The organism is Staphylococcus sp. HMSC063A07 (assembly GCF_001836955.1).
GTDB classification, from domain to species: Bacteria; Bacillota; Bacilli; order Staphylococcales; family Staphylococcaceae; genus Staphylococcus; species Staphylococcus lugdunensis.
The window spans coordinates 20376-45998 of the sequence record NZ_KV830913.1; the positions used below are offsets into that span (position 1 = coordinate 20376).

Genomic DNA, 25623 nt, shown 5'->3' on the forward strand with positions numbered 1-25623 from the left:
TCATCATGATTATATACGTACTATTAAACATTGCTGTAGTTTTGGCTATCGTTGGGTTTGATTTATATAGGCAGCAATATAAACAACTTAAATTTAGTTCTCTACTATTAGCGATTGTCATTAACACAACAATAAATATGTTTATTATTCAAAAGTATAATTTTATTTCAACTTATACCACTGCATTACTAATCATATGGTTATTACTGCAACTGTATGTTAATTATAAGGTACATCCTTTTGTAATTAATAACCAAAAATTTCTTGCCAGCATATTTGCGATTATTTTAAGCTTATCAGCATTTATTATGGATATTTCGAGCGACCAATCTGTCTATATGTCCATTCCTTATCTGTCACCAGCTATTTTTCTAATTGGGGCAATCATTTTATTTACGGGTACATTTAAATCAACCGAACGCAATCGCTTGCCATTATTCAAACGAATACAAGCCCCTATCATGATAGGAACAATTATTATTGCATTATCATTTGTTGTTATGATGATGTTAACACCATTCTGGTACATATTTTTAGGAATCTATGTATTATTTATAGCATTTATTATTTGGCAAAAAGTATTTCAACATTATTAAAATAACCGGAACACACTTGTCGGCGTGTTTCGGTTATTTATTATATATGCTCTTTTTCTTTATCTTTCACGGTATGCTCATGGTTTATATTACATTGATATGCATTGGGACTATGACCATTTTCATAGGTTAAATTCGAAGCTTGTACAATGTACTTAGGTCTTTGCTTCACTTCATAATAAATCCGTCCGATATATTCTCCGACAACACCTATAGAGATAAGCTGAATACCACCAAGTAACAAAATAGCAGCTATCGTCGTGAAATAACCTGGATTACTAATGCCATTTACGATAATGCCTATAGACAAATAAATAATATAGATAAGGCTAATTGCAAAAATAAATAATCCAAAATAAATCATTGTCCGTAATGGCTTACTATTAAATGAAATTAAACCATCAATACCATAATTAAATAACTTTCTAAAATTCCACTTTGATTGTCCCGCTTCACGTTCTACATTTTTATATGAAAAGACTTTTGTATTATAACCAATCCAAGCAAATAATCCTTTTGAAAAACGATTGTTCTCTTGCAACTCAGCAATTGCACACACAGCTCGTTGACTCAACAATCTAAAATCTCCTACCCCATCGACAAACTGGACATCTTCAACAAATGCATTAATCAATTTATAATACATCTTTGTCACTATTTTACGTGATAGCTGTTCGCCTTCTCTATCACGTTGGGCAATGACTTGATCATAACCCTCTAGATAACCATCAATCATATTGGGTATAAATTCAGGAGGATGCTGTAAATCACCATCTATCATAATGACAGCGTCTACATCAACACTATGGTGAAAACCTGCAATCATCGCTGATTCTTTACCAAAATTCCTACTAAATGAAATAAACTTTACGTGTTTATCTTCTAACGACAATTGCTGTATGTGTTGAATCGTACTATCTTTGCTACCATCATCAATAAATAATAAATCATAGTCATAATTTTTTTCGTTACTGTCTTTCAACATAATTTCAGTCAATCGCTCATATGTTTTTAATACGACTTCTCCTTCGTTATAACAGGGGACAATGACTCTGATTTTCATCCGATTACTTCCTTTACTTATTTCTTAATACTATTTTATCAATTTATTCATAAAACGCGCTAGTATCGTTCTTTAATTTTACAAAAAATTAATAAAGTTGCAAGCGAACTAGTTTTTAAAGCTATTTTATTTTTTTAAGTAGGCTTATCATTTGTACTATTTTAAATCGCCAATGCTAACATCATCAGGATCTTTCCCTTGTCTTGCATTGCGATTCAAACTATCAATTTCTGCAATTTCAGCTAATTCCAAATTAAAATTAAATAAATCGAAATTTTCTTTAATTCGTGAAGGTGTCTGAGACTTAGGTATAATGATACGATTATGTGCTAAGTGCCAACGCAACACGATTTGAGCCGGTGTCTTGTCGTGTTGTTGGGCAATATGTTGAATTGTTGAATCATCTAATAATCCGCGATTGCGCATTAATGGCATCCATGCCGTTACAGTAATATCGTGTTTATCGCAAAAGTCTTGAACATCCTGTTGATTAAAGTAAGGATGCAATTCAATTTGGTTAATTTGTGGAACGATATTGGTTTCTTGCATTAATTTTTCCAAGTGATGAATTTTAAAATTACATACGCCAATCGCTTTTACTTTACCTTCATGATATAAATCCTCTAGTGCTTTATATGTTTCAATATATCGTCCATTCTGTTCACATGTCCAATGAATCAAGAATAAATCAAAATAATCAAGACCCATGTTATCTAAAGAACGTTGGAAATAGGCTTTCGTCTGTTCATAACCTTGATGATCATTCCATACCTTAGACGTGATAAACAATTCTTCACGTGGCACACCACTATTCTTTAAAGCCTGTCCTAATGATGCCTCATTGCCATAAAAATATGCAGTATCAAATGCACGATAGCCGGTTTCTATAGCTTGTTGAATGACTTTCGGCATATCTTCATCAGTGATTTTATAAACACCAAAACCTACTTTGGGCATAGGATAGCCATTATTTAATAATTGCGTATCATTCATCTAAAGTCTCCCCTTTTAAGTTGCCTATTGTTGAGTTAAGCTTATCGTAAGTACAGATTATAATACAAATAAAACATACTCAATTTAACAGTGAAAAATTTTCTTAACAACGTTAACTTAACCATCATGCCATATAAAAAAGAGCAGGAATCAAAGTCAATTATGACTGTGCTTTCCCACTCCAATAAATAAGTCACCCCATATGCTATGCTTTAATCTTTTGCATGAGACTCATCTTCATCTTCTTCGCTAATGGTTGGTCTGTTTTCAAGATATTCATATTTTAAAATAACCCAAATAATTTGATGATTTTCAACTTCAGAAATATACCAACGATCATAAGTTGTATCAACATAATCATCTTTCTGAAGGTTAGTGTTTTGAGCTTGTAGCCAACCACCTATCGTATCAATATCTTCTGAGTCAGCAAATTGAATATCAAACTTTTCATTTAAATCATCTAATAATACTCGACCATTAATTTGATACGTATGGTCATCTAATTTAATAATATCGTTAACTTCATCATCATCAAATTCATCACGAATTTCTCCAACGATTTCTTCTAAGATATCTTCCATTGTTAAAATACCAGCTGTACCACCATATTCATCAATGATTAAACTGATATGCACATGCTCACGTTGCATGCGAATTAATGCATCACTAATTCTTGTTGTTTCAGAAATCATTGGCAATTCATGAATATAGTTTGCAATTTTAATAGGTTTACCAGAGGCATATTCAGTTAAGAATTCTTTAACGTTAATAAATCCTTTGATATGGTCTTTGTCACCATCTTCTGTTATAGGATAACGTGTGAATTGATATTCCTTTATGGTGTCCAAGAGTTCATCAACATTAAATGGTTCATTTAACGTTACCATTTGAGTTCGTGGAACCATGATATCTTTAGCATTTCGTTCGTCAAAAGAAAAAATATTCTGCATATAATTTAATTCTGTTTGATTAATTTCTCCACCATTATAACTATTGTTAATAATAATTTTAATTTCCTCTTCAGACATCGCATCGCTATGTGCATCAGGATCTACACCGAAAATGCGGATAATCACTCTAGCGGAGCCATTCATCAACCAAATCAATGGTTTCATGACGTTACCAAAGTAATATAACGGTCTAGAGTATACTAGCGCTAGTTTTTCGGTATGTTGAATAGCCAGCGATTTAGGTGCCAATTCACCTAAAACAACGTGTAAATAAGTAACAATGATAAACGCGATAACAAAGGAAATTGTTGTTGTTAAAGCATCAGGTAAATGTAACAACTCAAACAATGGATGTAACAATTTGTCAAAGGTAGGTTCTCCTAACCACCCTAAACCTAAAGATGTTACAGTTATACCTAATTGGCATGCTGATAAATAGTAATCTAAGTTGGCGATCATACGTTTAACAATTTTTGCGTTACCGTTACCTTCATCAGCAAGTTGTTCTATCCGAGTTGCACGCACCTTTACTAAGGCAAATTCTGAGCCAACGAATACAGTTGTTAATGCTATTAAAAGAAAAAATATAACTAAATTTATTATGGTCGCAGTTTCCAATTAATCTCCCTATATCTAGGGATTCACCTCCAAAATATATGTCCCATTGGGAAACAAGATTATGAATTCACTTGGTTTCATGACATTAATACTACAAGTTAAATCCTTCCCATTGTGACACCCCCATAAAAAATTGTATTACTCTTATTTTATCATAATATAATTGCGAATAGTGGCATTTCGTTCATTTTAATATCATGTTTAACAAAAACATCAAGTTACAATCTTCTATACATTATCATACGTTTCTATTTTACTAAATATTTTTGCGTTTTTGTGGTATATTTATTCGAACATGATTGGAAAATAGATCCTTTCTTTGGTTTATTAACGCAAAAATACTTTTATGTAAAGTATTTAACAGTCATTGGCAAAAGCAGTACATTATTATACAAATTTTAATAAAAATCCATTCATAATTAAAAGAGAGCGGGACTACGAATTCATAATAAATTCGTAGTCCCGCCCCGGCAATGATGTCCAGACACTTAATGCATATACTAAACAAAAATACCACCTTTGGGATTCAGTATAAATTCATTTATAGTTATTATCTTGATATTAACTTCTCCAACTTCATGAGAAGGTCACTTATTCATCCATTGCCTTAGATGCTTCGATTTCATGTTCTCTTAATTTAGGTTTGAGGAAACCATACATTAAAGCTGACACAATCGTACCAATAATTAAAGCGATAAATGTTTGCACAAGATGATGATAATCTGTTGCAAAAATAACGATAATACCACCATGCGGTGCACCAATGCTTGAACCTAATCCTAATGCAATGGCACTACCGACTCCTGACCCTACCATCATTGAAGGAATCACACGCAATGGGTCTGCAGCTGCAAACGGAATTGCACCTTCTGTAATGAAGGAGAGACCCATAACATAGTTTGGTATGATTGAACCACGTTGTTCTTTCGTAAATTTACGTTTGAAAATAATCATCGCAGTTGCAATTGCTAACGGTGGAATCATTCCACCAATCATTGCTGCAGTTATAGGTGCAGTGTTACCCTCAAATAATGCCGCAGTTGAAAAGACATAAGCTGCTTTGTTGAATGGACCACCCATGTCGATGGCCATCATAGCACCAATAACCAAGCCAAGTAACATAATATTCGCACCTGATAAACTGTTTAAACCATCAAGTAATAATTTATTCAACCAAGCTGCAGGTGGGTTAAATACGTATACCATAAGCAAGCCTGTAATTGTCACACTTATGAGCGGATAAATTAAAGTTGGTTTTAAACCTTCTAGTGCTTGTGGTAATTTACGCGTCATATATTTAATACCTTGAGTTAAGTAACCGGCTAAGAAACCAGCAATGATACCACCGATAAATCCTGAACTACCTGTAACTGCAAGCATACCACCGACTAAACCAGCAGCAAAGCCTGGTTTATCCGAAATACTACGTGCAATAAATCCAGATAATATCGGAATAATTAATTGAAAGGCACTTTTATTACCAATGTTCCAAAGTTGTTCAGCAAAAGCATTATATTCTGAGCTATCAGGTTTAAATGAGTTAGCACCAAATAGAAATACAATGGCCATTAAAATACCGCCCGCAATAACAAGTGGTAACATATTAGATACACCATTCATTAAGTGCTTATAGAATGCTTTCCCAAAACTTTGTTTTTCATTTTGTTCACTCGCATTTCCATGTTGACTATCGCCACGTGCAATAAAAGGTTTGCGACTCGTATCAAGTGCGGTGTTTATCAATTCTTCTGGGCGTTTAATGCCATCCGCAACCGGTACTTCTACCACATTTTTACCATCAAAACGGTCAGTTTCTACATGAACATCAGCTGCAACAATAATACCTGTTGCACGGTCAATATCTTGTTGGGTTAATTTATTTTTAATACCACTTGAACCATTCGTTTCAACCTTTATTTTTATCCCCATTTGTTCTGCTTGTTTTTTCAAAGCATCTCGTGCCATGTAGGTATGTGCGATACCTGTTGGACAAGCTGTGACAGCCAAAACATATGGTTCAGTTGAATCAACTGATGAATTTGCCTCTGCTGCTTCTTGTTCTTGAGCTTCTTTTTCTTCTTCTTTTGTTGCTTCATCATCAGCAGCATCAATAATTCGGAGTACTTCTTCAGGTGAAGTTGCATCTAGCAAACGTGCTCTCACTTGCTCATCCATTAAGATTCCTGACAATTTAGCTAGTGCATCTAAATGTGTTTGAGCACCGCCTTCAGGAGCTGCAATCATAAAGAATAAGTGGGCTGGTTGCATATCTAAACTTTGGTAATCAACGCCTGCTTTAGATTTACCAAAAGCAATCGCTGGTGCATTAACTGCTGCTACTTTGGCATGTGGGATAGCAATACCTTCTCCTATACCTGTTGTACTTTGAGCTTCACGATTATGAATCGCTTCTTTAAAAGCCGTTACATTATTTAATTTTCCTGCAATATTTAATTGATTGACGAGTTCATCAATCACACCATTTTTATCAGTAGCAGTTAAATCCATAGCTATTGTTTCTTTAGTAAGTAGCTCTGTAATTCTCATCAATATCACTCCCCATCAAGTACTGTCATTGTAACTTGATCTTTAATTTTTTCTATATCATCTCGTGTGGCTAAGTCATCATTAAATGCTGTAGCAGTTCCTGCTGCAACGGCTTGTTTAAATGCTTCTTGAATTGACAATCCTGAAGTTAAACCAGCTACCATACCAGCTACTGTACTATCTCCAGAACCTACCGTATTAATAACCTTACCTTGAGGGTTTTGTGCCTTAATACTTTGCTGTTGATCGATATATATAGCACCATCGCCACCCAATGTTATGATTACTGACTGAGCACCTTGTTCTAATATTTTACGACCATAATAAACGACATCCATATCATTTTGAATCGTGATATCAAACATCTCTTCAAGCTCATATTTATTTGGTTTAATAAATAAAGGTTGAAATGGTAGTATCGTATTAACCAAATCCTTTTCAGCATCTACAACAAGCTGTGCACCTGTTTCTTGAGTAATTCGTGCAATTTGTGCATAGGCATCACTTGGAATACTTTGCGGCACACTACCAGCTATAACAACAACATCTTCTGACGTTGTTCGCTTAATTTGATTAAGCAATGCTTCGAATTGTTGTTTACTAATATTGGGACCTGGTGCATTTATTTCAGTTTCTTGACCAGATTTCAATTTAACGTTAATACGTGTATCTTCATCTACAGTAATAAAATCCGTATAAATCTCATTAGCTGCGAGCGTATCTTTTATAAATTCACCTGGAAATCCACCAGTAAAACCTAACGCCGTTGAAGGTATTTCTAATGTGCTTAGCACTCTAGAAACATTAATACCTTTACCCCCAGCAAATTTATGTGTTGTCGTCGCTCTATTTAGTCCACTTAATTCAAATCCATCAGTAAACATAATGTAATCTATAGAGGGATTAAAAGTAACCGTATAAATCATGACAAACCTCCTAAAATATGATAACGTTCTTGGAATTGTGCCAATGATGGTTCTGTTAACGCTTCTTTTGACGTTAAAATGGTCACATCTGCATCATCGTCATTAATCCTTGCAAAATAGACTTGTTTAAACTTCGAATGGTCTACCAAGACAAATGACTCATTTGAACGTTGCATTGCCATTTCTTTGATTAATGCTTCTTTTTCGTCTGGAGTTGTTAATCCATGCTTTAAATCAATACCATTCATGCCTAAAAATGCTTTATCAAAACAATAGCGTCTAACTATCTCTAATGCTGAGGCACCCACCGTAGCTAATGTTGTATCTTTAACTTCTCCACCAACCATAAGCGTTTTGATACCTTTTGCTAACAACTTTTCAACATGCGTTAAACCATTTGTAACTACAACAATGTCTTTCGCTGTAATGAATGGAATCATTTCTATCGTTGAAGATCCCGCATCTAAGAAAATGTATTCTCGATCTTGAATCAAAGCTGCAGCATACTGTGCAATTTCTTTTTTCTCTGTTAAATTCGTTGCAAGCTTATCTGACAATATTGGTTCCAACACCCTGTTATGTACAATGGTTGCACCACCATGAACCCGTTGAAGTTTGCCCATCTGTTGTAGTTTCGATAAATCACGTCTTATTGTCGAAGCACTACATCCAATACGATTTATTAGTTCTTGGAGTGATAAAAAGTCTTTCTTATTCAATTCTTGGAGGATTAAATCATATCGTTTTTCAGTTATCATTGCCTCACCTCATTTCACTTCACATTATAATGTTCGCGCTTACATTTTTCAATCAAAAGTTATCAAAAACTGTCAAAAACAATCACAATTCGCAGTTTTGTCACAAAAACCATTTTTTAATAATATGTTCACACATCAAAATAAAAACCGCAAAATGCTTTTGAAGCACTTAGCAGTTCGTAAGAAGTTTAATACTATTATTCATTTAAATTTATTTCGTAATCTTGGTCTAAGTGTCTTTTCACTATGCTGTTGAAATTATCCATGCTGAATGATATTAGCGGTTTTGGCTTTCGTAAGGTTTATTAAATCTTTGACACCTACAATAATTTGAGCACCTCGATGCCCGCCACTAACGTATATCGATTCTTGTTGCAGTGCTGACTCATCTATAGTCGTTGGGAATAAATGTTTCATGCCTATAGGTGAACAACCACCACGAATATATCCTGTAACTTTTTTTAACTGTTCAAGTGGCATTAAATTTAATTTCTTTTCTTGAACTACATGTGCTGCCTGTTTTAAGTCCAGTGTAGTATCAACCGGTATGACAAATACAAAATGATCGTGATTCGCATTTTCTAGGACCAGTGTTTTATATACTTGTTCAACGGGCGCATGAACAAGTTGTGCAATATGGACACCGTCAACATGTTCTTCACCAATTTCATACGTATTCACTTTATAATCTACACCTGCTTGATCCAACATACGCATTGCATTTGTTTTAGTTGCTTTTTTCTTCTTCATTATTCGTGTCACCTCATTGTCTTCATTCAAATTTATTTTACGCTGAGTAAGCACAATGATTCAAATACAAACAAAACAAAAACACCTTCGATTATCTCAATCATCCGGTGCTAATGTGTATTCTTATCGTTTTCTACTTTGCCATTTTTGTTAATTTTAATATTGTTATCGTGTTGTGTACCAGAATAAGTCACATCTCGACTTGTCTCTTCAATCTTCGTCATATGTGATTCAACTTGTTGCTTTTGTTGCGCATAGTTAGAAGCAATCACTTTGCATTCTTGATCTGTATATTTGTGTGGCTGGTTAGCTTCTATCGTTAAACTTTGTGTCTGTTGTTTATTAGTTCTTTCAGATGCATGTGCTGTAAGATGGTTCACTTTAACTACATTTTCAATAGCTGATACTTTATTTATCTTTGAAAATGTTGATATTGTTTGATGGACTTTAGCCAAAGCTTGTTCATTTGTAGCAATAAACAATAGAAATAACAAACATATCGTTAACAACACTGCGATAGCACTTAAAAAAAGATTCTTCAGTTTCATCTCCTTACCCACATTTCTTCACTTAATTTTTATTCATCTTAACATAAAAAGCCGCAAAATATATTGTGTATAATACAATTTAAACCAACTGTAATCTTTGTAACATAATCATCATTCAAAGGATGCAAATGTTACAAAATCACTATGTATTGTAACCTAAATCTAATGTCTAACTTACTTTAATGATGAAACACTTAAAGCGCATGGTTCATTTAATCTAGTGAAGTCTACTATAATGATGCGAAAGTGCCTTATTTATTAAAAGAACTTCAATGTAAAATCACATGTTATTACGTATTGAAGACAAGACACTTTAGAGAACAAGATAAGCTGGGGCCCCAACAAAGAGAATTCCGACAAGAAATTCACCAAGTAATGCAAGTTGAGGCGATCCCTGACTAAACCAGTTTTTCCTAACAAAGTGAGCTAGGATGACTAAAGCTATCCTCTAAGCAAGTGATCCAATCATACAAACTATTGTATATAAAAACAGTCTGGGAAATAATTATATTTTAGGCTCTGAGTTCTATATTGGCAGTAGTTGACTGGATTGAAAAAATAGGATGATAGCAAGCTTTTTTCAATCCTAGCCAACCTTGCCGGGGCGGAACTTCGAATTCATTATGAATTCTGTCCCGCGCCCTATTGTTTTGGAATTTATGTTCCAGACTGTTAAACATTTTTTAATTCATCTATTAAGTTAAAGATTGTTTTTATTGAGCTTTTGATAAATGTTTGCGCAAGCCTTTTTCTATAAAAATTAGAACAATACCCAATACCATTACTGCAATAGCCATGTATAATGGATACTCAATATTTATATCAAACAATGCACCAGCAACAAGTGGTCCGACAAAATTACCCATACTTGTAAAAGTTGAATTTAATCCTCCAGCAAAACCTTGACGATTTCCTGCAATATTAGAAAAATAATTTGTAATAGCAGGACGAATTAAGTCAAAACCAATGAAAACAATAAAACTAATAATCATAATGGTCCAATAACCGTTTGCCAAGATTAATGTAAATAAGACAATTGCTGAATATAAAAGTGCCCAAACTATAAAAGTTAATTCAGACATATATGATATAAATTTATCAAAGAAAAAGATTTGGAAGATAGCGCCAAATATTCCTCCACCCACAATCGCAATAGAAATATCAGCTGGTGTGTAATGTGCTTTATATGATGTGTATAAAGAAAATAACGTTTCAAAAGATGATAAGCCAAACGCTAAAATCAACGTTAATAAAATAGGAGTTAAAAAGACTTTCCAATCAATTTTAGTAAATACTTCAGGTTGTAATGTATGATGGAACCCGTCTGTTGTTTGTTGTTTTGGACTATGAATTAAAATGAATGACATTATAAAAGCAATAATGCCTAAACTTCCGGCAAAATAAAATGGCAAGCGATGTGAGAATTCAGCTAGAAATCCACCTAATCCAGGCCCAAGAATAAAGCCAGAATTAATAATAGCCGACATATAGCCAAAGTTACGCGCTTTATCTTTTGAAGGTGAAATATCTGCAATTAAACCATTCACTCCTGGCATGACCATTCCAGCACTGAAACCACCAAGTATTCTTGAAATGATAAGCGTGACAAAAGTATGTCCAACAGCAAATAAAAACTCAGAAACTGCAAATAAAATAAGGCCAATACAGATTATTAATTTTTTTCCTAATTTATCAGCCATAGCGCCCCCAGCAGGAGATATAACCATTTGCGCAAGTGCAAAGGCAGCAACTAGAACTCCTAAATCACGTCCCTTTAAACCTAAATCTTCCAAATAAACAGGTAATACTGGGATGACAAGGCCAATACCAACAAAAATTAGAAAAATATTAAAATATAATATGAATAATTGCTTTTTCAATCACTTCACCTCTTTTGTACTAATTTAATTTTTACCCTACATTTTCATTTCCCTAAAAATTAAAAATTCAATATTATGACATTCTATACCAAATAAATGTTTTTTCGCAATAACGGTGTTTTAAAACTTATTACATACCGTTAATAATCGACATAAATATTTAATTTGAAAACTCCTTTTAATTTGATAAATTTAGCATGAAAGCTGTATGATTATTAACCTATACAATTATTTTAATGAACGATAAGTTTGATACGAAAGTAGTGTATATTATGCAGGGACGGTATATTGCCAGAATTTATTTTATAATCTTGATTGTAATTTCATTATTTGAATCACGTATATTTGAGTTTATGACACTCAATATATTTTTAGCATATATTCCTTTTGAATTATGTTTACTATTAAAGCTGTTCAAACCGAAAAAAGTAATTGAATGGCCATTATTTATTATTTTTAGCTTAATTTTCTTACTCATGGTACCAAATACCTTTTATATGGTGACTGATTTAATTCACCTTAATCAATTTACCTTTAACTTTTATTTAACATTAAATTTAATGGAATGGATTTTCTTCACCTATTTATTATTAGGTGTCTTCTTCGCACTCTATTGTATGACCTTAATTTATTTGGAATTGTATTACTTTACTTCTCACCAATGGATAAATATTATCCTTGTGGCTGTAGTCATGTTTCTGAGTGGATTAGGAATATATATCGGACGTTTCTTACGCTTTCATTCCGTTTTTCTGATTAACCAACCTTTTAAAATTATAGAAAATGTAGTGAGCTCACTTAGTGGTAAATCACTCATCTTCATCTTATTAATGGTTGTGTTACAAGCTACTTTATTTATATTTGCGAAAGGAGTGCGTCATACACAATGAGTTTTAATATCATTCTTTTAATAATTAGCATTATTATTTTGCAACTAATCGTTGGCCATTTCTTTCATTCAATCGGATTTAAACTGTCATTAAGTTTGCTGTTAACCTGCCTTCCATTTGGCATTGGTGTATTCTTAATGCAATTATGCTATTTTGAACGCCGATATCCACATTGGGAAGTCCCATACCGTACTAAATTACGGTTGAAATATCTATATATTGCCACATTTTTTGAATTTATAATGCTATATATATGTTTATTTTTAATTGCTTAGAAATAGAAAAAGTGGACAATGTATCCTCCCATTAATGGTAATGCTTGGCGCATTACTCTTTGATGGGGCCCCGGGTTATATGGTTGTTATTTGTCTGCTTGTTTTTTAAACTGTTCCATCACGTGGGCTCTGGCTTGTTGATGATCAACGATAGGCCACGGATAGTTTGTTCCTAAATCTATGCCATAATCTTTTAGTGTTTGCGCATGTTTCCACGGTTCATGAACATAGCTGGCAGGTACATTAGCCCATTTGGGCAAGTATGTTTTAATGTATAAACCTTTTTTATCAAACCGCTCACTTTGACGAATCGGATTAAACATTCTAAAGTATGGCACGGCATCTGTACCAGTAGATGCTGACCATTGCCATCCATGCACATTAGAAGCAGCGTCATAATCTATCAATAAATTTTTAAAATAATTTTCTCCCCATGTCCAATCTATAAATAACTCTTTAGTTAGAAATTGAGCCGTTACCATACGCATTCGATTGTGCATAAAACCTGTTTGTTTTAACTCATGCATCGCAGCATCGATAATTGGATATCCTGTTCGTCCCTCTTTCCATGCATTAAAATCTGATTGATTTTCTGACCAAGTTATATGTTTATACTTATCATTAAATGATGTATGTGCCGTTTCTGGATAATAAACCATTAAAACATAATAAAATTCCCTGAATAATAGTTCACGAATAAAGGCCTCATAATTTTCCTCATTATCATGATAACGTTCAAGTAACTGGCGCATGATCTCATTAATATCTAGGAAGCCATATGCAAGTGCAATGCTCAACTGACTTGTCAGTGTTTCTGGTAAGTACTCTCTATAATATTGATAATGCTCAATATTATTATTTAAAAATGCTTGCCATTGTTGCTGACTTTTGGCCTCCCCAATATTTATATGCTCAGTCACTTTTTTAACTGATATATTATCAGCATTGATGATTTGTTGCTTTAATTTATCAAGTTGATAAGGATAACGTCTTCGTTGTCTCAATTGAGGGCGATTTGCTTTGTAGAAGCTAGTGAATACCTTATATGGTTGTCCTTGCTGATTTAACGTGCGACTAGGTTGAAAATAATGATTTGCACGTACATTAACGATTGCTATTTTTTGCGCTTGTATCTCAGATTTAACATGTAAAATATCGCATTCACAATTGTGAAAACTCATAATATCGCTTGGAAATACTACCGTGTCGATTTCTTTCTGTTCACAAAATGAAGCAAACGCTGTATATGGAAACACAAAGGGCTTAATTCCTATCTCAATCAGTTGTTGTATAAACTGAGTAACTGCCTGATGGTAAAATGTCCGTTTTAATGGTGCTTCATCTTCAAATAATTCTAAGGGAATCACACAGTAACATCGTTCGATATCTGCTTGATTATGATTTAAGTACTCAAACATTGGATTTTGTTCTAATCTGAATACTCTATTTAATACTAAAGCGATATTCAAACTACATCACCTCACTTTAACTTTGATATTTTATTACCCCATCTTGTCTAACAACAAGCATGATAAAGATGGACGATTTCGGACACAAAATCCACTAGGTTTTGTGCCCGAAATCGTTCAATTGATTATTCTATTGATATATTTAACATTTTCCTATATTAGCCCTAACCAATTCCAGTAAGTCATACTAAAAATTACAATCAAAATATAACCTACAATAGTCAGCGGTACCCCAGTTTTCAAGAAATCCTTAACTGTAAATGTCCCTGTACCATATGCCAACATATTTTGAGGTGCACTTACCGGCAACAAGAAACCAAAGCTGATAACAAATTGTTGAATAAGTACAAATCCAATAGCTTGATCTCCTAAATGTAGCGTTGATGTCAATGAGATGAATACTGGAATCAGCGCAGAAGATAAGCTGGTCGCACTAGCAAAACCCAGATGAATTAAGATATTAAACAATGTTATCAAAGCAATCGTCGCAATCAATGGCATTGATTCAAGCCCAAGTAATCCAAATGTCTTATCACTTAACCACTGAGCTGCACCAGTCTTCAACAATACATTACCAAGTGATATACCAACTCCAAAGACAATAATCGTCCCCCATGGAATTGTTTTTACTACACCATCCCACTTTATAACACCAACTTTAGGCATAAGCATAACACCTAATGCGACAACTGTAATTGAAGCTGAGTCAATAGGATGTACCACTTTTTCTGTTGACCAGAATAATAACAATAAGATAGAAATAACGATTAATCGCCATTCACGTGCTGAAACAGGGCCTAAATCTGTTAACTGCTGTTTAATCAAGTCTTTACCACCCTCAATAGCATTATGTTCAGGTGGCATTACTTTCATCATAATGAAAAATAACGCTATCGACATAAGTATTGACCAAGGCGCTGCAAATAAAAACCATTCGCCCCATGAAACATCGTGTCCCAAACTTTGATTGATAAAATTGATGGCAACGATATTTTGTGCCGCAGCCGTTTTAATACCAATATTCCAAATGGAAACTGCTTGTACCGAAGTAATAATTAATAACGCTGCTAAACGACTGTCTTTAGAAACTTTAAATGCTGCAATCATACCTAATAAAATTGGCACAACCGCACCTGCACGTGCAGTTGCAGATGGTACAAAAAACGCTAATAAAATGGATACTAAAATAGCACCAATAACTATGTTACGCGTTTTATTTCCAACAATTGATAATACGAGTAAAGCGAGACGTTTATGCAAATTAGTTTCTTGCATAGCTGCAGCTAAAAAAAGTGCAGCAGCAACTAAAGCTACAGCTGAAGATGAAAACCCACTAAATGCTTGAGTTAAAGCATTACCAGTTCCTAACAAGTCATTACCAGTTAAGATAGCATCGCCTGCTTTAGGGTTTCCTAAATGCTTCGCTAAATCCTGTACTGGACTAAATCCCATTATTAAAATAATTAATCCTAAAATTAACGTTGCAGAAACTGGGTAAATCACTGCTTCTGTCACCCACATAATAACAGCAAAGGCTAAAATAGCTAAGGCACCTTTAGCCATTACTGGTAATCCTGTTGGTGTTGGTAATAACAAAATGACAATTAAAGCAATAAAGCTAATAACAATCCAAATAGGTTTGTATCCCTTTGTCTTTTCTTTTTTGCGTGTGTGTGGTATATCTTGACTCCCTTTCTCCATCATATTTCACCCTTTGCTTATTTTTCATTTTTAGTATAACAACTAAACAACAGTAATGACGTGAAAATTTGCAAATAACACACATTTTTCACACTTTTTAGATTATTACAAATAAGCAATATTATTTAGCTTGTTTTAATGATTGTTTAACTTTCATAACTGCATCTGCAGATAAATCGAGTTGTTCTTGCTCTGATTCTGATAATTTAAGTTCTATAACTCGTTCGACGCCTTGTTTGCCAAGTACGGTTGGGACGCCAAGGCAAATATCACGATAGCCATACTCCCCATCTAAAAATGCAATAGTTGGAAGAACACGTTTTTGATCTTTTAAAATAGCTATGACCATTTCGTATAACGCAGCAGCCGGTGCATAATATGCTGAACCATTGCCTAATAAATTTACAATTTCAGCACCACCATCTCTTGTACGTTGGATAATATATTCTAGTTCTGAAGGTGATAGTAGCTCGGTAATAGGTACACCGTTTACTTGAGTAGACGATACGATAGGAACCATAGTATTACCATGACCTCCAAGTACAAGGCCAGTAATATCCTGTACGGATAGATGTAATGCTTCGGCTATGAATGTTTTGTATCTTGCCGTATCTAAAATGCCTGACTGCCCCATTACTTGGTTTTTTTCAAAACCAGTGGATTGCAGCACGGTATAAGTCATCGCATCAACCGGATTGGTTAAGACAATAACAAATGCTTTTGGACAATAGCGGACAATTTGTTGAGAAATATCTTCCATAATACTTTCATTAATTTGAACTAAGTCATCACGACTCATACCAGGTTTTCTTGGTACACCTGCAGTAATAATGACAATATCTGAATCTGAAATATCCTCATAATTTGACGTTCCAGTCACAATACTATTAAACCCTAATATTGGTCCACTTTCTTGAATATCTAGCGCTTTTCCTTTTGACATACCTTCGAATTTAGGCTGGTCAACAATAACGACATCTCCAACCTCTTTTTGTGCTAATAAGAAAGCTAGTGTTGCACCTGTATTTCCTGCACCAATGACTGATATTTTATTTCTGTTTATCATATGGTTTCGCTCCTTTTATATTATTTTATAAAAATTTTAATGCATATACGTATTTTGCATACAAAATCATTTGTAGAAACCGCTTACATAATTGCTTATAAATACAATTAAAATACTTCTGTCTGGGTGCATCTATTAATACTATTTCATTAAGATTTTAGATACACACCAGATAGAATGTTTAAGCGCTTATTCATTATTATATGAAACTTTTATAATGTTTCAAGCATATATCATCTTTTATTTATCCAAATATCTGATGGTGCAAACCAAAAACATAAATAATTGTAAAGAAAGCTGCTCCAGACAATAAAGTCAGTATTGCTGTTAATATTAATGTACGTTTAAAGTGTCTAACAAACGCTACAAATAATAACCCTAAATTATAGGCAAAAAACAAACCAAAAAAAGTCATTGTAATAATAATTTGAGAGTAAAAAATATTTGATAATAAAATAATTACTGCAAATATGAGATAAGGAATCATAATAAATCTAAATTCAAAGTTAAGCTGCTTTTGTTTAAAATCTTCATTATTCATTAACTTTACCTCCTGCTTAAAACGAAAAAGTTTTCTTACATATAATTTTATGTCAAAATCCACACTACAACAACATAAATGAGTTACTTTAAATTCTGCTCGTAAATAGCAACACTTTATTTTAACTTAATTTATTTAGAAGCAATTATAATTAAATCATTACAAGAACGAAAAAGTAGTATTCATTTAAACAACACAAACTTCATCGAACAATTATTTTATGTCACAACGTTAATATGTGTCGTTCTAATATACGACATTGCATACTTTGCATTTTCCCAAGCCACAGTGTTATAATATGGTTAACAAGGATTTCCACATGGAAACACCAATCCCCTCACTACTTGCGATAGTGAGGGGATTTTTTAGGCGTTGGCTATGCGTCGCCTATTTTTTCTTATTGTTACGCGTACGTAGCCAATACGTAAATAACGCAACAATACAACCACTAATAACTGTGGTTGTGATGTGAACAAGGATTTCCATCATGGGCAACACCTCCTCCCTGCGTCGACATTTGACGCCTGAGAGGTAGGCGACTTTATTATTATATCATCTATGTATTTGTAAAGATATCTCACTTCTGATATGCCATGTCATGTAAATTGAAGCATATCGAGATTATTGCGCAAACGTTCAACATCAATATGTTCACCAATGATAACTATTGTAAGTGGTACCTCTTTGTCTACCTCACCATAACTAGGTAATCCATGTGCATATTGAAACTCATAAATCACATCAGCACAGTCTCTAAAACGGACAAAACCTTTCAAACGAAAAACATTTTGCGGTAACTTTAATATAAATTGATAAAATAATTGTCTATCTATTGGTCCACTAAATGTATACTGCATGCTCTTAATGCCATGATGATGTGCATGCTTAGCTGGTGACTTCATATTATCAACATGCTTAATATTATTAAATGTAGTGATATCTAATTGACCAAACGTAGTGTAGCATGTGGTTGCTTGCGGATTAATTTGGGTTAACTCAGCGCTCAGTTTTTTCTGCTCCTGATCATTAATTAAATCCATTTTATTGATAATAATCGTTGAACTATAGGCCAATTGTTCTTCCATTAACTCTACCGTTGTCAATGAATAACGATGTCTATGAAGAAATCGAGAAGCATCTAAAATCCCTATCATCTTAACTTCACTAATTAAATGAATCACTTCAGGATCCTGACATGCCATCATGATTTCTAAAGGATGTGCAATTCCAGTTGCCTCAATAATGATGTGTGTTGTTTGACCATCCGCAATAATATTTTTTAACTGCGCTACTAAATCTGCTTTTAAATCACAACAAACACAACCATTAACTAAAGCATTTATGGCAACCTCATTATTGAATGTTAAACTGTCAACGTCAAAAGTACCAAATTCGTTCATAATAATTGTGATTTTCTCATCAGTTTTTAATAAATATTGCATATACTCTTGTAGAAAAGTGGTTTTACCACTACCTAAAAACCCGGAAACTATAGAAATATATGTGTTTCTGCAATTATGTTTTTTCAATTTTTATTCTCTTTTCTATTTAAAATTTCTAAGTAAATGATAATGAATATATAAAAATTTATGTTTATACTTGATTATACGTGTGTTTTCTTCTAAACTTTAGTCATACTTTAATTTTATCATGACATTGAAATGAAATGTGTCAATAAATATATTTTGCACAACACTAACGGGATTTAATCCGAAAAAGAGAAAACGGATAGAATGTCTGGAGGAGAACTTTAATGTCTGAACATCACAATTTAAAAGAGCAGCTATGTTTTAGTTTGTACAATGCTCAAAGACAAGTAAATCGCTACTACTCAAACAAAGTCTTTAAAAAGTACAACCTTACTTATCCACAATTTCTAGTATTAAGTATATTGTGGGATGAGTCACCAGTAAATGTTAAAAAAGTCGTTACTGAATTAGCATTAGATACTGGAACAGTTTCACCACTTCTTAAACGAATGGAACACGTTGATTTAATCAAACGTGAACGTTCTGAAGTTGATCAACGTGAGGTCTTTATACACTTGACAGAAAAAAGTGAAGGCATCAAACCTGATCTTAAAGATGCTTCTTCTAAAGTGGCAACCGCTTCATCGCTTAGTGCAGATGAAGCACAAGAACTGAACCGTCTTCTAGGTAAAGTTATTAACGCATTTACTGAAAACAAAGAATAATTATAGTATCAGCGTCATGTGAATTAAAGTTGTAACTGTTATTTTTTTAAACGAAATCTTTAAATAAAATGTCCCATCAATTGATATTAATTGATGGGTTTTTTATGTACACATTGTATTCTTCTACCTAGCTCCATAGAAATGACTACTTTTTCCCTTTCCACTTTAATTTACTACGTGAAGGTTAAACATATCCATTCAAAAATAAATCGTCATTTCATGACGTATTCATAAATATCGTTTAATATACAACTTTAGTCTAGTTTATAAGTTCTAAACTAATAATCAGTAGCTAGGAATGAATTTAATATGCTATGATAATGTAGTAATTTTTTAAGATTCATGAATATAAATAAGATATTTAAGAAGGTAGGTTAATCTATGTTTTTACTTGAGTTAATCAAAGGTATCATTCTCGGTATCGTTGAAGGACTTACTGAATTCGCTCCTGTATCATCAACAGGTCACATGATTTTAATGGATGATATGTGGTTGAAATCCACTGATTTTCTAGGAAGTGAATCTGCTTTTACATTTAAAGTAGTCATTCAATTAGGGTCTGTTTTTGCTGCAGCTTGGGTCTTTAGAGAACGTTTTTTCGAATTATTACATATTGGAAAACAACATCAAGCACCGATAAGTGAAGAGTTTCGTTCTAAACCACGTCGTTTGAACTTGTTACACGTACTTGTCGGTATGATTCCAGCCGGTATTTTAGGTCTAATGTTTGATGATTTAATTGAAAAATATTTATTCAGTGTTCCTACTGTAATGATTGGGTTATTTTTAGGTGCTATTTATATGATTATTGCGGATAAATATAGTGAAAAAGTTAAGCACCCACAAAATGTAGATCAAATTAATTATTTCCAAGCATTTGTCATTGGTATTTCTCAAGCCATTGCAATGTGGCCTGGATTTAGTCGCTCGGGTTCTACAATTTCAACGGGTGTACTTATGAAAATGAATCACAAAGCGGCATCTGACTTTACATTTATTATGTCAGTACCAATTATGCTAGCAGCAAGTGGTTTATCTTTAATTAAACACTATGAATATATTCACTTAGCACACATACCATTTTATCTTTTAGGTTTCCTAGCAGCATTTATCGTTGGGTTAATCGCAATCAAAACTTTCTTACATTTAATCAATAAAATTAAATTAGTACCATTCGCTATATATCGTATTATCTTAGTAGTAATTATCGCTATTCTTTACTTTGGTTTCGGCATTGGTAAAGGGATTTATTAATTTAATACATTGTGTATAGCACTATTTACTGATGGTGTTATTCATGAAAAGATTATGGAAAATATAGATACGTCTCTAATCAAATAATAATGGCAATTTCTATTGGAATAATGTAGAAATTGCCATTTTTGTTATTCAAACTATATTTACCATGTTGTAGTTATAGACCTACTATTTTTCTTAAGATCAGGAATTAGTTCCTGAGTCCCTTTTTATAATAATGTCATTGCTATTTAAATGAATATTTAGACATATACCAATACAGTATATTTATCGTTTATACTAGAGTGTCATAGGGTAATGAATAAGATAAGCATATGAACTGGAGGCAATATCTATGGATCAAAAGAAAAGACATCTAATTAAGACACTAATAAACGTTTTACCTATTTTTATTGTGCCCTTAGTTACTGAACGTAAACATATCAAAAATCATTCTGAAGTCAAAAAAGTAACTGCTGCAACATCACGTGCATCTAAAACTGTAGCTAATAAAGCTACTGACGTTAAAGAATTTGTTATTGATAAAAAACAAGAACATGATAACAAACGAGAATTGAAAAAAATTGCAAAAGAAAATGATCCTGAATATATTGAGAAAAAAGGCGAAAAATTAGCGAAGAAAAATCGCAAAGAAGCCGATAAAATGGATAAAAAACTTCAAAAAAATATCGAACAACGTCATAAAGAAGAAGCAAAGGCACGTGAAAAAAATGAGAAACAGCGTATAAAAGATTTAAAGAAAACTCAAAAGTATCAAGAAAAAGTAGGCCTAACACCCGGCGCATTAGATGATGAAACAGAGAAAAAAGGCGAAAAATTAGCTAAAGATAACAAACATGATATTAAAAAACTGGCTAAAAAGTTACAAAAAAACATCGAACAACGTCATCATGATGAAGAAAAAAATCGTGACAAGAATAAAAAAGCACGTATTAAAGAAATAAAAAAATATGAAGAACATGATGCTCAAAGTGTAACTAAACAAAATAATAAAGAAACACATCATGAGTCTTAACAAGATGACATCGATTATCATTGATGGAGATGCTTGTCCTGTCATTCAATCTGTTATTGAATTAACCTCAGGGACAGGCATTTTTGTTATAATTGTACGTAGCTTCAGTCACTATACAACGCAGACTTATCCAGAACACGTTAACACGATATATGTCGATGATGGACCGGATGCAGTGGATTATAAAATCGTTCAATTAGCGCAAAGTAAAGATATCGTTATCACGCAAGATTATGGTTTGGCGAGTCTATTGTTAAACAAAGTTAAAACAGTACTACACCATAAAGGCTATATATACAATAGTACTAACATTGACATGTTGATACAACAGCGTTATAACCATGCTCAACTTAGAAAACAAGGTGGTCGGCACAAGGGACCGACTCCTTTTTCTAACAAAGATCAGCAACACTTTGAACATATATTTCGACGTGTACTCTCTCAAATATAGGAGGCATTTATCATCATGAAAAAAATTGCAGTTTTCTGTGGCGCAAGTAAAGGCAGTAATCCAACCTATGTCAACGAAGCATATAACTTAGGAAAATATATGGCGCAAAAAGGTTATGAACTCATTTTTGGCGCTGGTTCTGTAGGCATTATGGGTGCCATACAAAATGGTGTATTAGATCACAATGGCACTGTTATTGGCGTCATGCCTAAAGAATTAGATACTAAAGAAATTACGAGTCAACGGGTTTCTGAACTTATTCTAGTGGATTCGCTTCATCAAAGAAAAGAGAAAATGGCAGAATTAGCAGATGCTTTTATCCTCGCTCCAGGCGGTGCTGGTTCGCTTGAAGAATTTTTTGAAATCTATAGTTGGACACAAATTGGTATTTATCAAAAACCGATTGGTATTTATAATTTAAACGGTTTTTTTGAGCCATTACATCAACTTATTATTCACATGATTCAAGAAGGCTTTATTGACGAAAAATATAAAGCTTTAGCACCTCTATATCACACAAAAGAAGACTTACTACATGGGCTTCAAAACGCTAAACCACTTGGCGAAAGAAGCTATGATTAAAAAAATAGTCGCCCACACGAGCGGCTATTTTTTATTTAAGATTTTTATAATACCTAACTTGCATTTTAAGTGGATGATATTTATTCAATTCAGGAAATTCGAAACGATCAAAGACTTTCATCCCTATTTTCTCCATCACTTTTCGTGACGATAAATTTGTCTCTGCCGTTAGACTGTATATGTCATAAACTCCCTTTTTTTTTGCATATTTTAGCACAGCTTCAGCGCCTTCAGTTGCAATACCATTTCCCCATACCTCTGGAATTAAACGCCAACCTATTTCATAAAATGGTAAATTATTAAATGGATATTGGCTATCTTTTGGAATATAATTCAGACCAATAAACCCAATCCACTCATTAGTTTCTTTTAATTCTACTGCAAATAGACCTATCCCCGTTGCTGTAATATTTTTTTGCATTTGTTTCATATCTAACGCTGAACGGCGATAACTTAATAAACTAGGAAAATAACGTCTAACTTGTGGATTTGCATTCAATTTTTGAAATGGTAATAAATCATTTTCTTCCCAATCACGTAATTTCAATCTTTCCGTTTCTATATAAACAGTCATTCTGCTTTCACCTCATCGCTTCATTCTGTAACAGTGCTCTATAAAAAGAAGCGCGTTATGAACAGAAACTCTTCATACCGCGCAACCTACTATATGTTTGTTCTTTGTATCAACTAAGCTTTCGAAATATAACTAATTAATTCGATATGCACAGGAATCTCTTTTAAACGATTACGCTGAGCTTTCGGTGCTGTAAAAATAGCATCAATGAAATCATTTTGATGATTTAATTTATATGTAGCAACAAATGTATCAAAATCCGAATCAAAGTTTGGCAAGTGTGCCACTACTCGATTGATTTCACCTGTAGAATCTACAATTGTACGTCCAGTTAACGTTTCTAATTCACGCCCTAATTCTGGTAAAGTAATATCTTGGCCTTCTAAAATACGAAAATCTTGTTCATGCATTGTTGCTCGCTCCTTTTAAAATCGATATGTAAACTTGTTCATATACACGTTCTGTATTTATGGTTATACATACCCGGTAACATCAGACATAAAACGGCACAAATTTTTTAACTTGTGACATTGAATCATTGTTGTTGTTTTGGTTGCTTTGATTGCTTCTGTGTATCATTCTTAGTAGATTGTGATGACTGTTGTTTATGCGTCTTATCTTTATCTGTCTGTGTGTTATCTGTATTGTTTGAATTTTGATGCTGATTTTGTTGATCTTTATTTTGGTGGTGCGTTGTTTGATGTTGTGATGACTTCTCTTTACTTTTGTCACTCGTTTTTTCTTTATTATCTTTGTCATCATCTGATGAAGTACTTTGCATCTCTTCTACTTCTTTTTCTAAAGTCTCACGTTGACTTTTATATTTCTCTTTATCGCTTTTAAGTTTCTCTTCTTGCTTTTCTAAATCTTTTTTCTCTTTTTCTAATTTTTGTATATCTTGTTCTAAAGATTGCTTTTCATCATTTCCCTTACCGCATGCTGTTAATAAAAAAATTGCTGCTAATAATAGCACAAGCCCTTTCTTCATGTTTGACTCCTTTGAATATAAGTGAATACTATTATTTTAACATGAAACCACTTTCTAATCATTTGTTATAACTAATCGTGCTTTAATAAATGTTTATCTAGCTACTTATAGTAATTACGATAATTAATTTATTTCAACTTCTATGATATGATTAATCATAATTGATATAATAACTATTATTACTATATCTAAAGGAGCTTAAAATAATGTATGAAATCTACGTCTCAACTCATGCGGGAAAATAATGTCAAATCACTACGACTAAATAATACGGATAGAGAAATATTCGAGAATTACATGACGTATGTACGAGCAGAACTCAGTGTCAATCCGTATGATTCAGAACTAATGCTCAATCGTATATTAAAGCAATTATTGAAGGCAGAAGATAATGGTACCCTTGCTTTGGAATTTTTCAATCACGACCCTAAAGCACACGCAAAGCAGGAGATCCGCGCATTGCCAAACGAAACAATCAATAATATTTTTAACTATATTTATCAAAATTTTATGTTTTTAATAGGTATTTTTTGTTTTTGTAAAGGATTTATTGGGTTCTTTATCGGCGGCAATAACAACCGCATATATCTATACACCTTTCCAATTATTGTCATCATTGGTTTATTTATCATTTTTTTATTTATATGGATGATTTTCAAAACGGTTCAACTTCAATGTTTTAATAATAAAAACTTAGTATGGATATTAACCTACATCGTCATAGGATTACTTATTTCAGCACTCGTCTATGTATTCTTTATCCCACAATCATTCCTTGCAATCGGACCCTATATCACAATTAGCAACTGGCACTTTATTATCGCATCACTCATCATTACACCCATCGCATTCTACACAAAACACCGACACACCAACAAAAACGCCAACACAAGACTATAGGGGCCCCAGCACAGAGAAATGCAACAAACATTTCTACGTGCAACGCAAGCTGGGGTGGGGGCCTCAGCACAGAGAAATGCACCAAGCATTT

General features: G+C 33.2%; 27 protein-coding genes. 9 read left to right on the forward strand and 18 right to left on the reverse strand.

Annotation, left to right across the window (positions count from 1 at the left end; translation table 11 throughout):
* Positions 1-5 precede the first annotated feature (5 nt).
* Entirely contained in the window at positions 6-596 is a 591-nt protein-coding gene (locus HMPREF2597_RS03390) for a hypothetical protein (protein WP_002459767.1), read from the forward strand.
* Between the two features lie 40 nt (positions 597-636).
* On the opposite strand, the gene HMPREF2597_RS03395 is transcribed toward HMPREF2597_RS03390, so the two are convergent.
* The 9 genes from HMPREF2597_RS03395 to norA form a co-directional block, all read right to left on the reverse strand.
* Entirely contained in the window at positions 637-1659 is a 1023-nt protein-coding gene (locus HMPREF2597_RS03395) for a glycosyltransferase family 2 protein (RefSeq protein ID WP_002459768.1), read from the reverse strand.
* A 156-nt stretch (positions 1660-1815) separates the two neighbouring features.
* Complete coding sequence (locus HMPREF2597_RS03400; RefSeq protein WP_070817153.1) at positions 1816-2652, reverse strand: aldo/keto reductase; 837 nt, start codon at positions 2650-2652, stop codon at positions 1816-1818.
* A 212-nt stretch (positions 2653-2864) separates the two neighbouring features.
* A complete protein-coding gene (locus tag HMPREF2597_RS03405) occupies positions 2865-4220 on the reverse strand; it encodes a hemolysin family protein (RefSeq protein ID WP_002459770.1) in 1356 nt (451 codons plus the stop codon).
* 591 nt (positions 4221-4811) lie between these two features.
* Positions 4812-6767, reverse strand: a complete 1956-nt coding sequence (locus HMPREF2597_RS03410; RefSeq protein ID WP_012990944.1) for a PTS fructose transporter subunit IIABC — start codon at positions 6765-6767, stop codon at positions 4812-4814.
* A gap of 5 nt (positions 6768-6772) precedes the next feature.
* The gene (pfkB, locus tag HMPREF2597_RS03415) at positions 6773-7693 is read right to left on the reverse strand and encodes a 1-phosphofructokinase (protein ID WP_002479370.1); all 921 of its coding nucleotides are present in this window, start codon (positions 7691-7693) and stop codon (positions 6773-6775) included.
* Entirely contained in the window at positions 7690-8451 is a 762-nt protein-coding gene (locus HMPREF2597_RS03420; protein ID WP_002479371.1) for a DeoR/GlpR family DNA-binding transcription regulator, read from the reverse strand. The genes pfkB and HMPREF2597_RS03420 overlap by 4 nt, the downstream gene beginning before the upstream one ends.
* Before the next feature lie 258 nt (positions 8452-8709).
* Positions 8710-9201 (reverse strand): Cys-tRNA(Pro) deacylase, encoded by a 492-nt coding sequence (gene ybaK, locus HMPREF2597_RS03425; protein WP_002459774.1) that lies wholly within the window; start codon positions 9199-9201, stop codon positions 8710-8712.
* A gap of 110 nt (positions 9202-9311) precedes the next feature.
* Positions 9312-9749, reverse strand: coding sequence for a hypothetical protein (locus HMPREF2597_RS03430; RefSeq protein ID WP_002479372.1), 438 nt, complete (start codon positions 9747-9749; stop codon positions 9312-9314).
* Positions 9750-10462: 713 nt separating this feature from the next.
* Positions 10463-11629, reverse strand: coding sequence for a multidrug efflux MFS transporter NorA (gene norA / locus HMPREF2597_RS03435; protein WP_002479373.1), 1167 nt, complete (start codon positions 11627-11629; stop codon positions 10463-10465).
* Positions 11630-11901: 272 nt separating this feature from the next.
* Here norA and HMPREF2597_RS03440 point away from each other — a divergent pair, with 272 nt between their 5' ends.
* Positions 11902-12519, forward strand: a complete 618-nt coding sequence (locus tag HMPREF2597_RS03440; RefSeq protein WP_002493005.1) for a DUF1361 domain-containing protein — start codon at positions 11902-11904, stop codon at positions 12517-12519.
* Positions 12516-12794 carry a hypothetical protein gene (locus tag HMPREF2597_RS12850; RefSeq protein WP_002479374.1) on the forward strand — a complete coding sequence of 93 codons (279 nt, stop codon included), beginning with the start codon at positions 12516-12518 and terminating at the stop codon, positions 12792-12794. Before HMPREF2597_RS03440 ends, HMPREF2597_RS12850 begins: the two co-directional genes overlap by 4 nt.
* An 86-nt stretch (positions 12795-12880) precedes the next feature.
* On the opposite strand, the gene HMPREF2597_RS03450 is transcribed toward HMPREF2597_RS12850, so the two are convergent.
* From HMPREF2597_RS03450 to HMPREF2597_RS03470, 6 genes are all read right to left on the reverse strand, one after another.
* A complete protein-coding gene (locus tag HMPREF2597_RS03450; protein WP_070817154.1) occupies positions 12881-14263 on the reverse strand; it encodes a cryptochrome/photolyase family protein in 1383 nt (460 codons plus the stop codon).
* Positions 14264-14416: 153 nt separating this feature from the next.
* Positions 14417-15964, reverse strand: coding sequence for an SLC13 family permease (locus HMPREF2597_RS03455; RefSeq protein WP_012990949.1), 1548 nt, complete (start codon positions 15962-15964; stop codon positions 14417-14419).
* A 121-nt stretch (positions 15965-16085) separates the two neighbouring features.
* Entirely contained in the window at positions 16086-17027 is a 942-nt protein-coding gene (mdh, locus tag HMPREF2597_RS03460; protein ID WP_173362272.1) for a malate dehydrogenase, read from the reverse strand.
* Between the two features lie 247 nt (positions 17028-17274).
* The gene (locus tag HMPREF2597_RS03465) at positions 17275-17571 is read right to left on the reverse strand and encodes a hypothetical protein (RefSeq protein ID WP_002479378.1); all 297 of its coding nucleotides are present in this window, start codon (positions 17569-17571) and stop codon (positions 17275-17277) included.
* Positions 17572-17958: 387 nt separating this feature from the next.
* A complete protein-coding gene (locus HMPREF2597_RS12535) occupies positions 17959-18060 on the reverse strand; it encodes a type I toxin-antitoxin system Fst family toxin (protein WP_014533356.1) in 102 nt (33 codons plus the stop codon).
* 107 nt (positions 18061-18167) lie between these two features.
* A complete protein-coding gene (locus HMPREF2597_RS03470; protein ID WP_002479379.1) occupies positions 18168-19100 on the reverse strand; it encodes a CobW family GTP-binding protein in 933 nt (310 codons plus the stop codon).
* Between the two features lie 224 nt (positions 19101-19324).
* On the opposite strand from HMPREF2597_RS03470, the gene HMPREF2597_RS03475 reads away from it, so the two are divergent.
* From HMPREF2597_RS03475 to HMPREF2597_RS03495, 5 genes are all read left to right on the forward strand, one after another.
* Entirely contained in the window at positions 19325-19765 is a 441-nt protein-coding gene (locus HMPREF2597_RS03475; protein ID WP_002459784.1) for a global transcriptional regulator MgrA, read from the forward strand.
* A gap of 381 nt (positions 19766-20146) precedes the next feature.
* Positions 20147-21019: an undecaprenyl-diphosphate phosphatase gene (locus HMPREF2597_RS03480; RefSeq protein ID WP_002459785.1), complete on the forward strand. Its 873-nt coding sequence runs from the start codon at positions 20147-20149 to the stop codon at positions 21017-21019.
* 337 nt (positions 21020-21356) lie between these two features.
* The gene (locus HMPREF2597_RS12695) at positions 21357-22037 is read left to right on the forward strand and encodes a hypothetical protein (protein WP_002459786.1); all 681 of its coding nucleotides are present in this window, start codon (positions 21357-21359) and stop codon (positions 22035-22037) included.
* Between the two features lie 4 nt (positions 22038-22041).
* A complete protein-coding gene (locus HMPREF2597_RS03490) occupies positions 22042-22488 on the forward strand; it encodes a YaiI/YqxD family protein (protein WP_002479381.1) in 447 nt (148 codons plus the stop codon).
* A 15-nt stretch (positions 22489-22503) separates the two neighbouring features.
* Entirely contained in the window at positions 22504-23070 is a 567-nt protein-coding gene (locus HMPREF2597_RS03495) for an LOG family protein (RefSeq protein WP_002479382.1), read from the forward strand.
* Between the two features lie 31 nt (positions 23071-23101).
* Here HMPREF2597_RS03495 and HMPREF2597_RS03500 read toward each other — a convergent pair whose 3' ends face one another.
* The 3 genes from HMPREF2597_RS03500 to HMPREF2597_RS03510 form a co-directional block, all read right to left on the reverse strand.
* Entirely contained in the window at positions 23102-23644 is a 543-nt protein-coding gene (locus tag HMPREF2597_RS03500; protein WP_002479383.1) for a GNAT family N-acetyltransferase, read from the reverse strand.
* A 113-nt stretch (positions 23645-23757) separates the two neighbouring features.
* Positions 23758-24054: a hypothetical protein gene (locus tag HMPREF2597_RS03505; RefSeq protein WP_002459790.1), complete on the reverse strand. Its 297-nt coding sequence runs from the start codon at positions 24052-24054 to the stop codon at positions 23758-23760.
* A 125-nt stretch (positions 24055-24179) separates the two neighbouring features.
* Complete coding sequence (locus HMPREF2597_RS03510; protein ID WP_002459791.1) at positions 24180-24632, reverse strand: SA0632 family lipoprotein; 453 nt, start codon at positions 24630-24632, stop codon at positions 24180-24182.
* Positions 24633-24842: 210 nt separating this feature from the next.
* On the opposite strand from HMPREF2597_RS03510, the gene HMPREF2597_RS03515 reads away from it, so the two are divergent.
* Complete coding sequence (locus HMPREF2597_RS03515) at positions 24843-25532, forward strand: DUF1129 family protein (protein WP_002479384.1); 690 nt, start codon at positions 24843-24845, stop codon at positions 25530-25532.
* Positions 25533-25623 lie beyond the last annotated feature (91 nt).

What these genes read in the sequence shown, in the direction of transcription:
- HMPREF2597_RS03390 (WP_002459767.1), top strand. Translation starts at nt 6, where the DNA reads ATGATTATATACGTACTATTAAACATTGCTGTAGTTTTGGCTATCGTT.
- HMPREF2597_RS03395 (WP_002459768.1), bottom strand. Translation starts at nt 1,659, where the DNA reads ATGAAAATCAGAGTCATTGTCCCCTGTTATAACGAAGGAGAAGTCGTA.
- HMPREF2597_RS03400 (WP_070817153.1), bottom strand. Translation starts at nt 2,652, where the DNA reads ATGAATGATACGCAATTATTAAATAATGGCTATCCTATGCCCAAAGTA.
- HMPREF2597_RS03410 (WP_012990944.1), bottom strand. Translation starts at nt 6,767, where the DNA reads ATGAGAATTACAGAGCTACTTACTAAAGAAACAATAGCTATGGATTTA.
- pfkB (WP_002479370.1), bottom strand. Translation starts at nt 7,693, where the DNA reads ATGATTTATACGGTTACTTTTAATCCCTCTATAGATTACATTATGTTT.
- HMPREF2597_RS03420 (WP_002479371.1), bottom strand. Translation starts at nt 8,451, where the DNA reads ATGATAACTGAAAAACGATATGATTTAATCCTCCAAGAATTGAATAAG.
- ybaK (WP_002459774.1), bottom strand. Translation starts at nt 9,201, where the DNA reads ATGAAGAAGAAAAAAGCAACTAAAACAAATGCAATGCGTATGTTGGAT.
- HMPREF2597_RS03430 (WP_002479372.1), bottom strand. Translation starts at nt 9,749, where the DNA reads ATGAAACTGAAGAATCTTTTTTTAAGTGCTATCGCAGTGTTGTTAACG.
- HMPREF2597_RS03440 (WP_002493005.1), top strand. Translation starts at nt 11,902, where the DNA reads ATGCAGGGACGGTATATTGCCAGAATTTATTTTATAATCTTGATTGTA.
- HMPREF2597_RS12850 (WP_002479374.1), top strand. Translation starts at nt 12,516, where the DNA reads ATGAGTTTTAATATCATTCTTTTAATAATTAGCATTATTATTTTGCAA.
- HMPREF2597_RS03455 (WP_012990949.1), bottom strand. Translation starts at nt 15,964, where the DNA reads ATGGAGAAAGGGAGTCAAGATATACCACACACACGCAAAAAAGAAAAG.
- HMPREF2597_RS03465 (WP_002479378.1), bottom strand. Translation starts at nt 17,571, where the DNA reads ATGAATAATGAAGATTTTAAACAAAAGCAGCTTAACTTTGAATTTAGA.
- HMPREF2597_RS12535 (WP_014533356.1), bottom strand. Translation starts at nt 18,060, where the DNA reads ATGATGGAAATCCTTGTTCACATCACAACCACAGTTATTAGTGGTTGT.
- HMPREF2597_RS03475 (WP_002459784.1), top strand. Translation starts at nt 19,325, where the DNA reads ATGTCTGAACATCACAATTTAAAAGAGCAGCTATGTTTTAGTTTGTAC.
- HMPREF2597_RS03480 (WP_002459785.1), top strand. Translation starts at nt 20,147, where the DNA reads ATGTTTTTACTTGAGTTAATCAAAGGTATCATTCTCGGTATCGTTGAA.
- HMPREF2597_RS12695 (WP_002459786.1), top strand. Translation starts at nt 21,357, where the DNA reads ATGGATCAAAAGAAAAGACATCTAATTAAGACACTAATAAACGTTTTA.
- HMPREF2597_RS03490 (WP_002479381.1), top strand. Translation starts at nt 22,042, where the DNA reads ATGACATCGATTATCATTGATGGAGATGCTTGTCCTGTCATTCAATCT.
- HMPREF2597_RS03495 (WP_002479382.1), top strand. Translation starts at nt 22,504, where the DNA reads ATGAAAAAAATTGCAGTTTTCTGTGGCGCAAGTAAAGGCAGTAATCCA.
- HMPREF2597_RS03500 (WP_002479383.1), bottom strand. Translation starts at nt 23,644, where the DNA reads ATGACTGTTTATATAGAAACGGAAAGATTGAAATTACGTGATTGGGAA.
- HMPREF2597_RS03505 (WP_002459790.1), bottom strand. Translation starts at nt 24,054, where the DNA reads ATGCATGAACAAGATTTTCGTATTTTAGAAGGCCAAGATATTACTTTA.
- HMPREF2597_RS03510 (WP_002459791.1), bottom strand. Translation starts at nt 24,632, where the DNA reads ATGAAGAAAGGGCTTGTGCTATTATTAGCAGCAATTTTTTTATTAACA.
- HMPREF2597_RS03515 (WP_002479384.1), top strand. Translation starts at nt 24,843, where the DNA reads ATGAAATCTACGTCTCAACTCATGCGGGAAAATAATGTCAAATCACTA.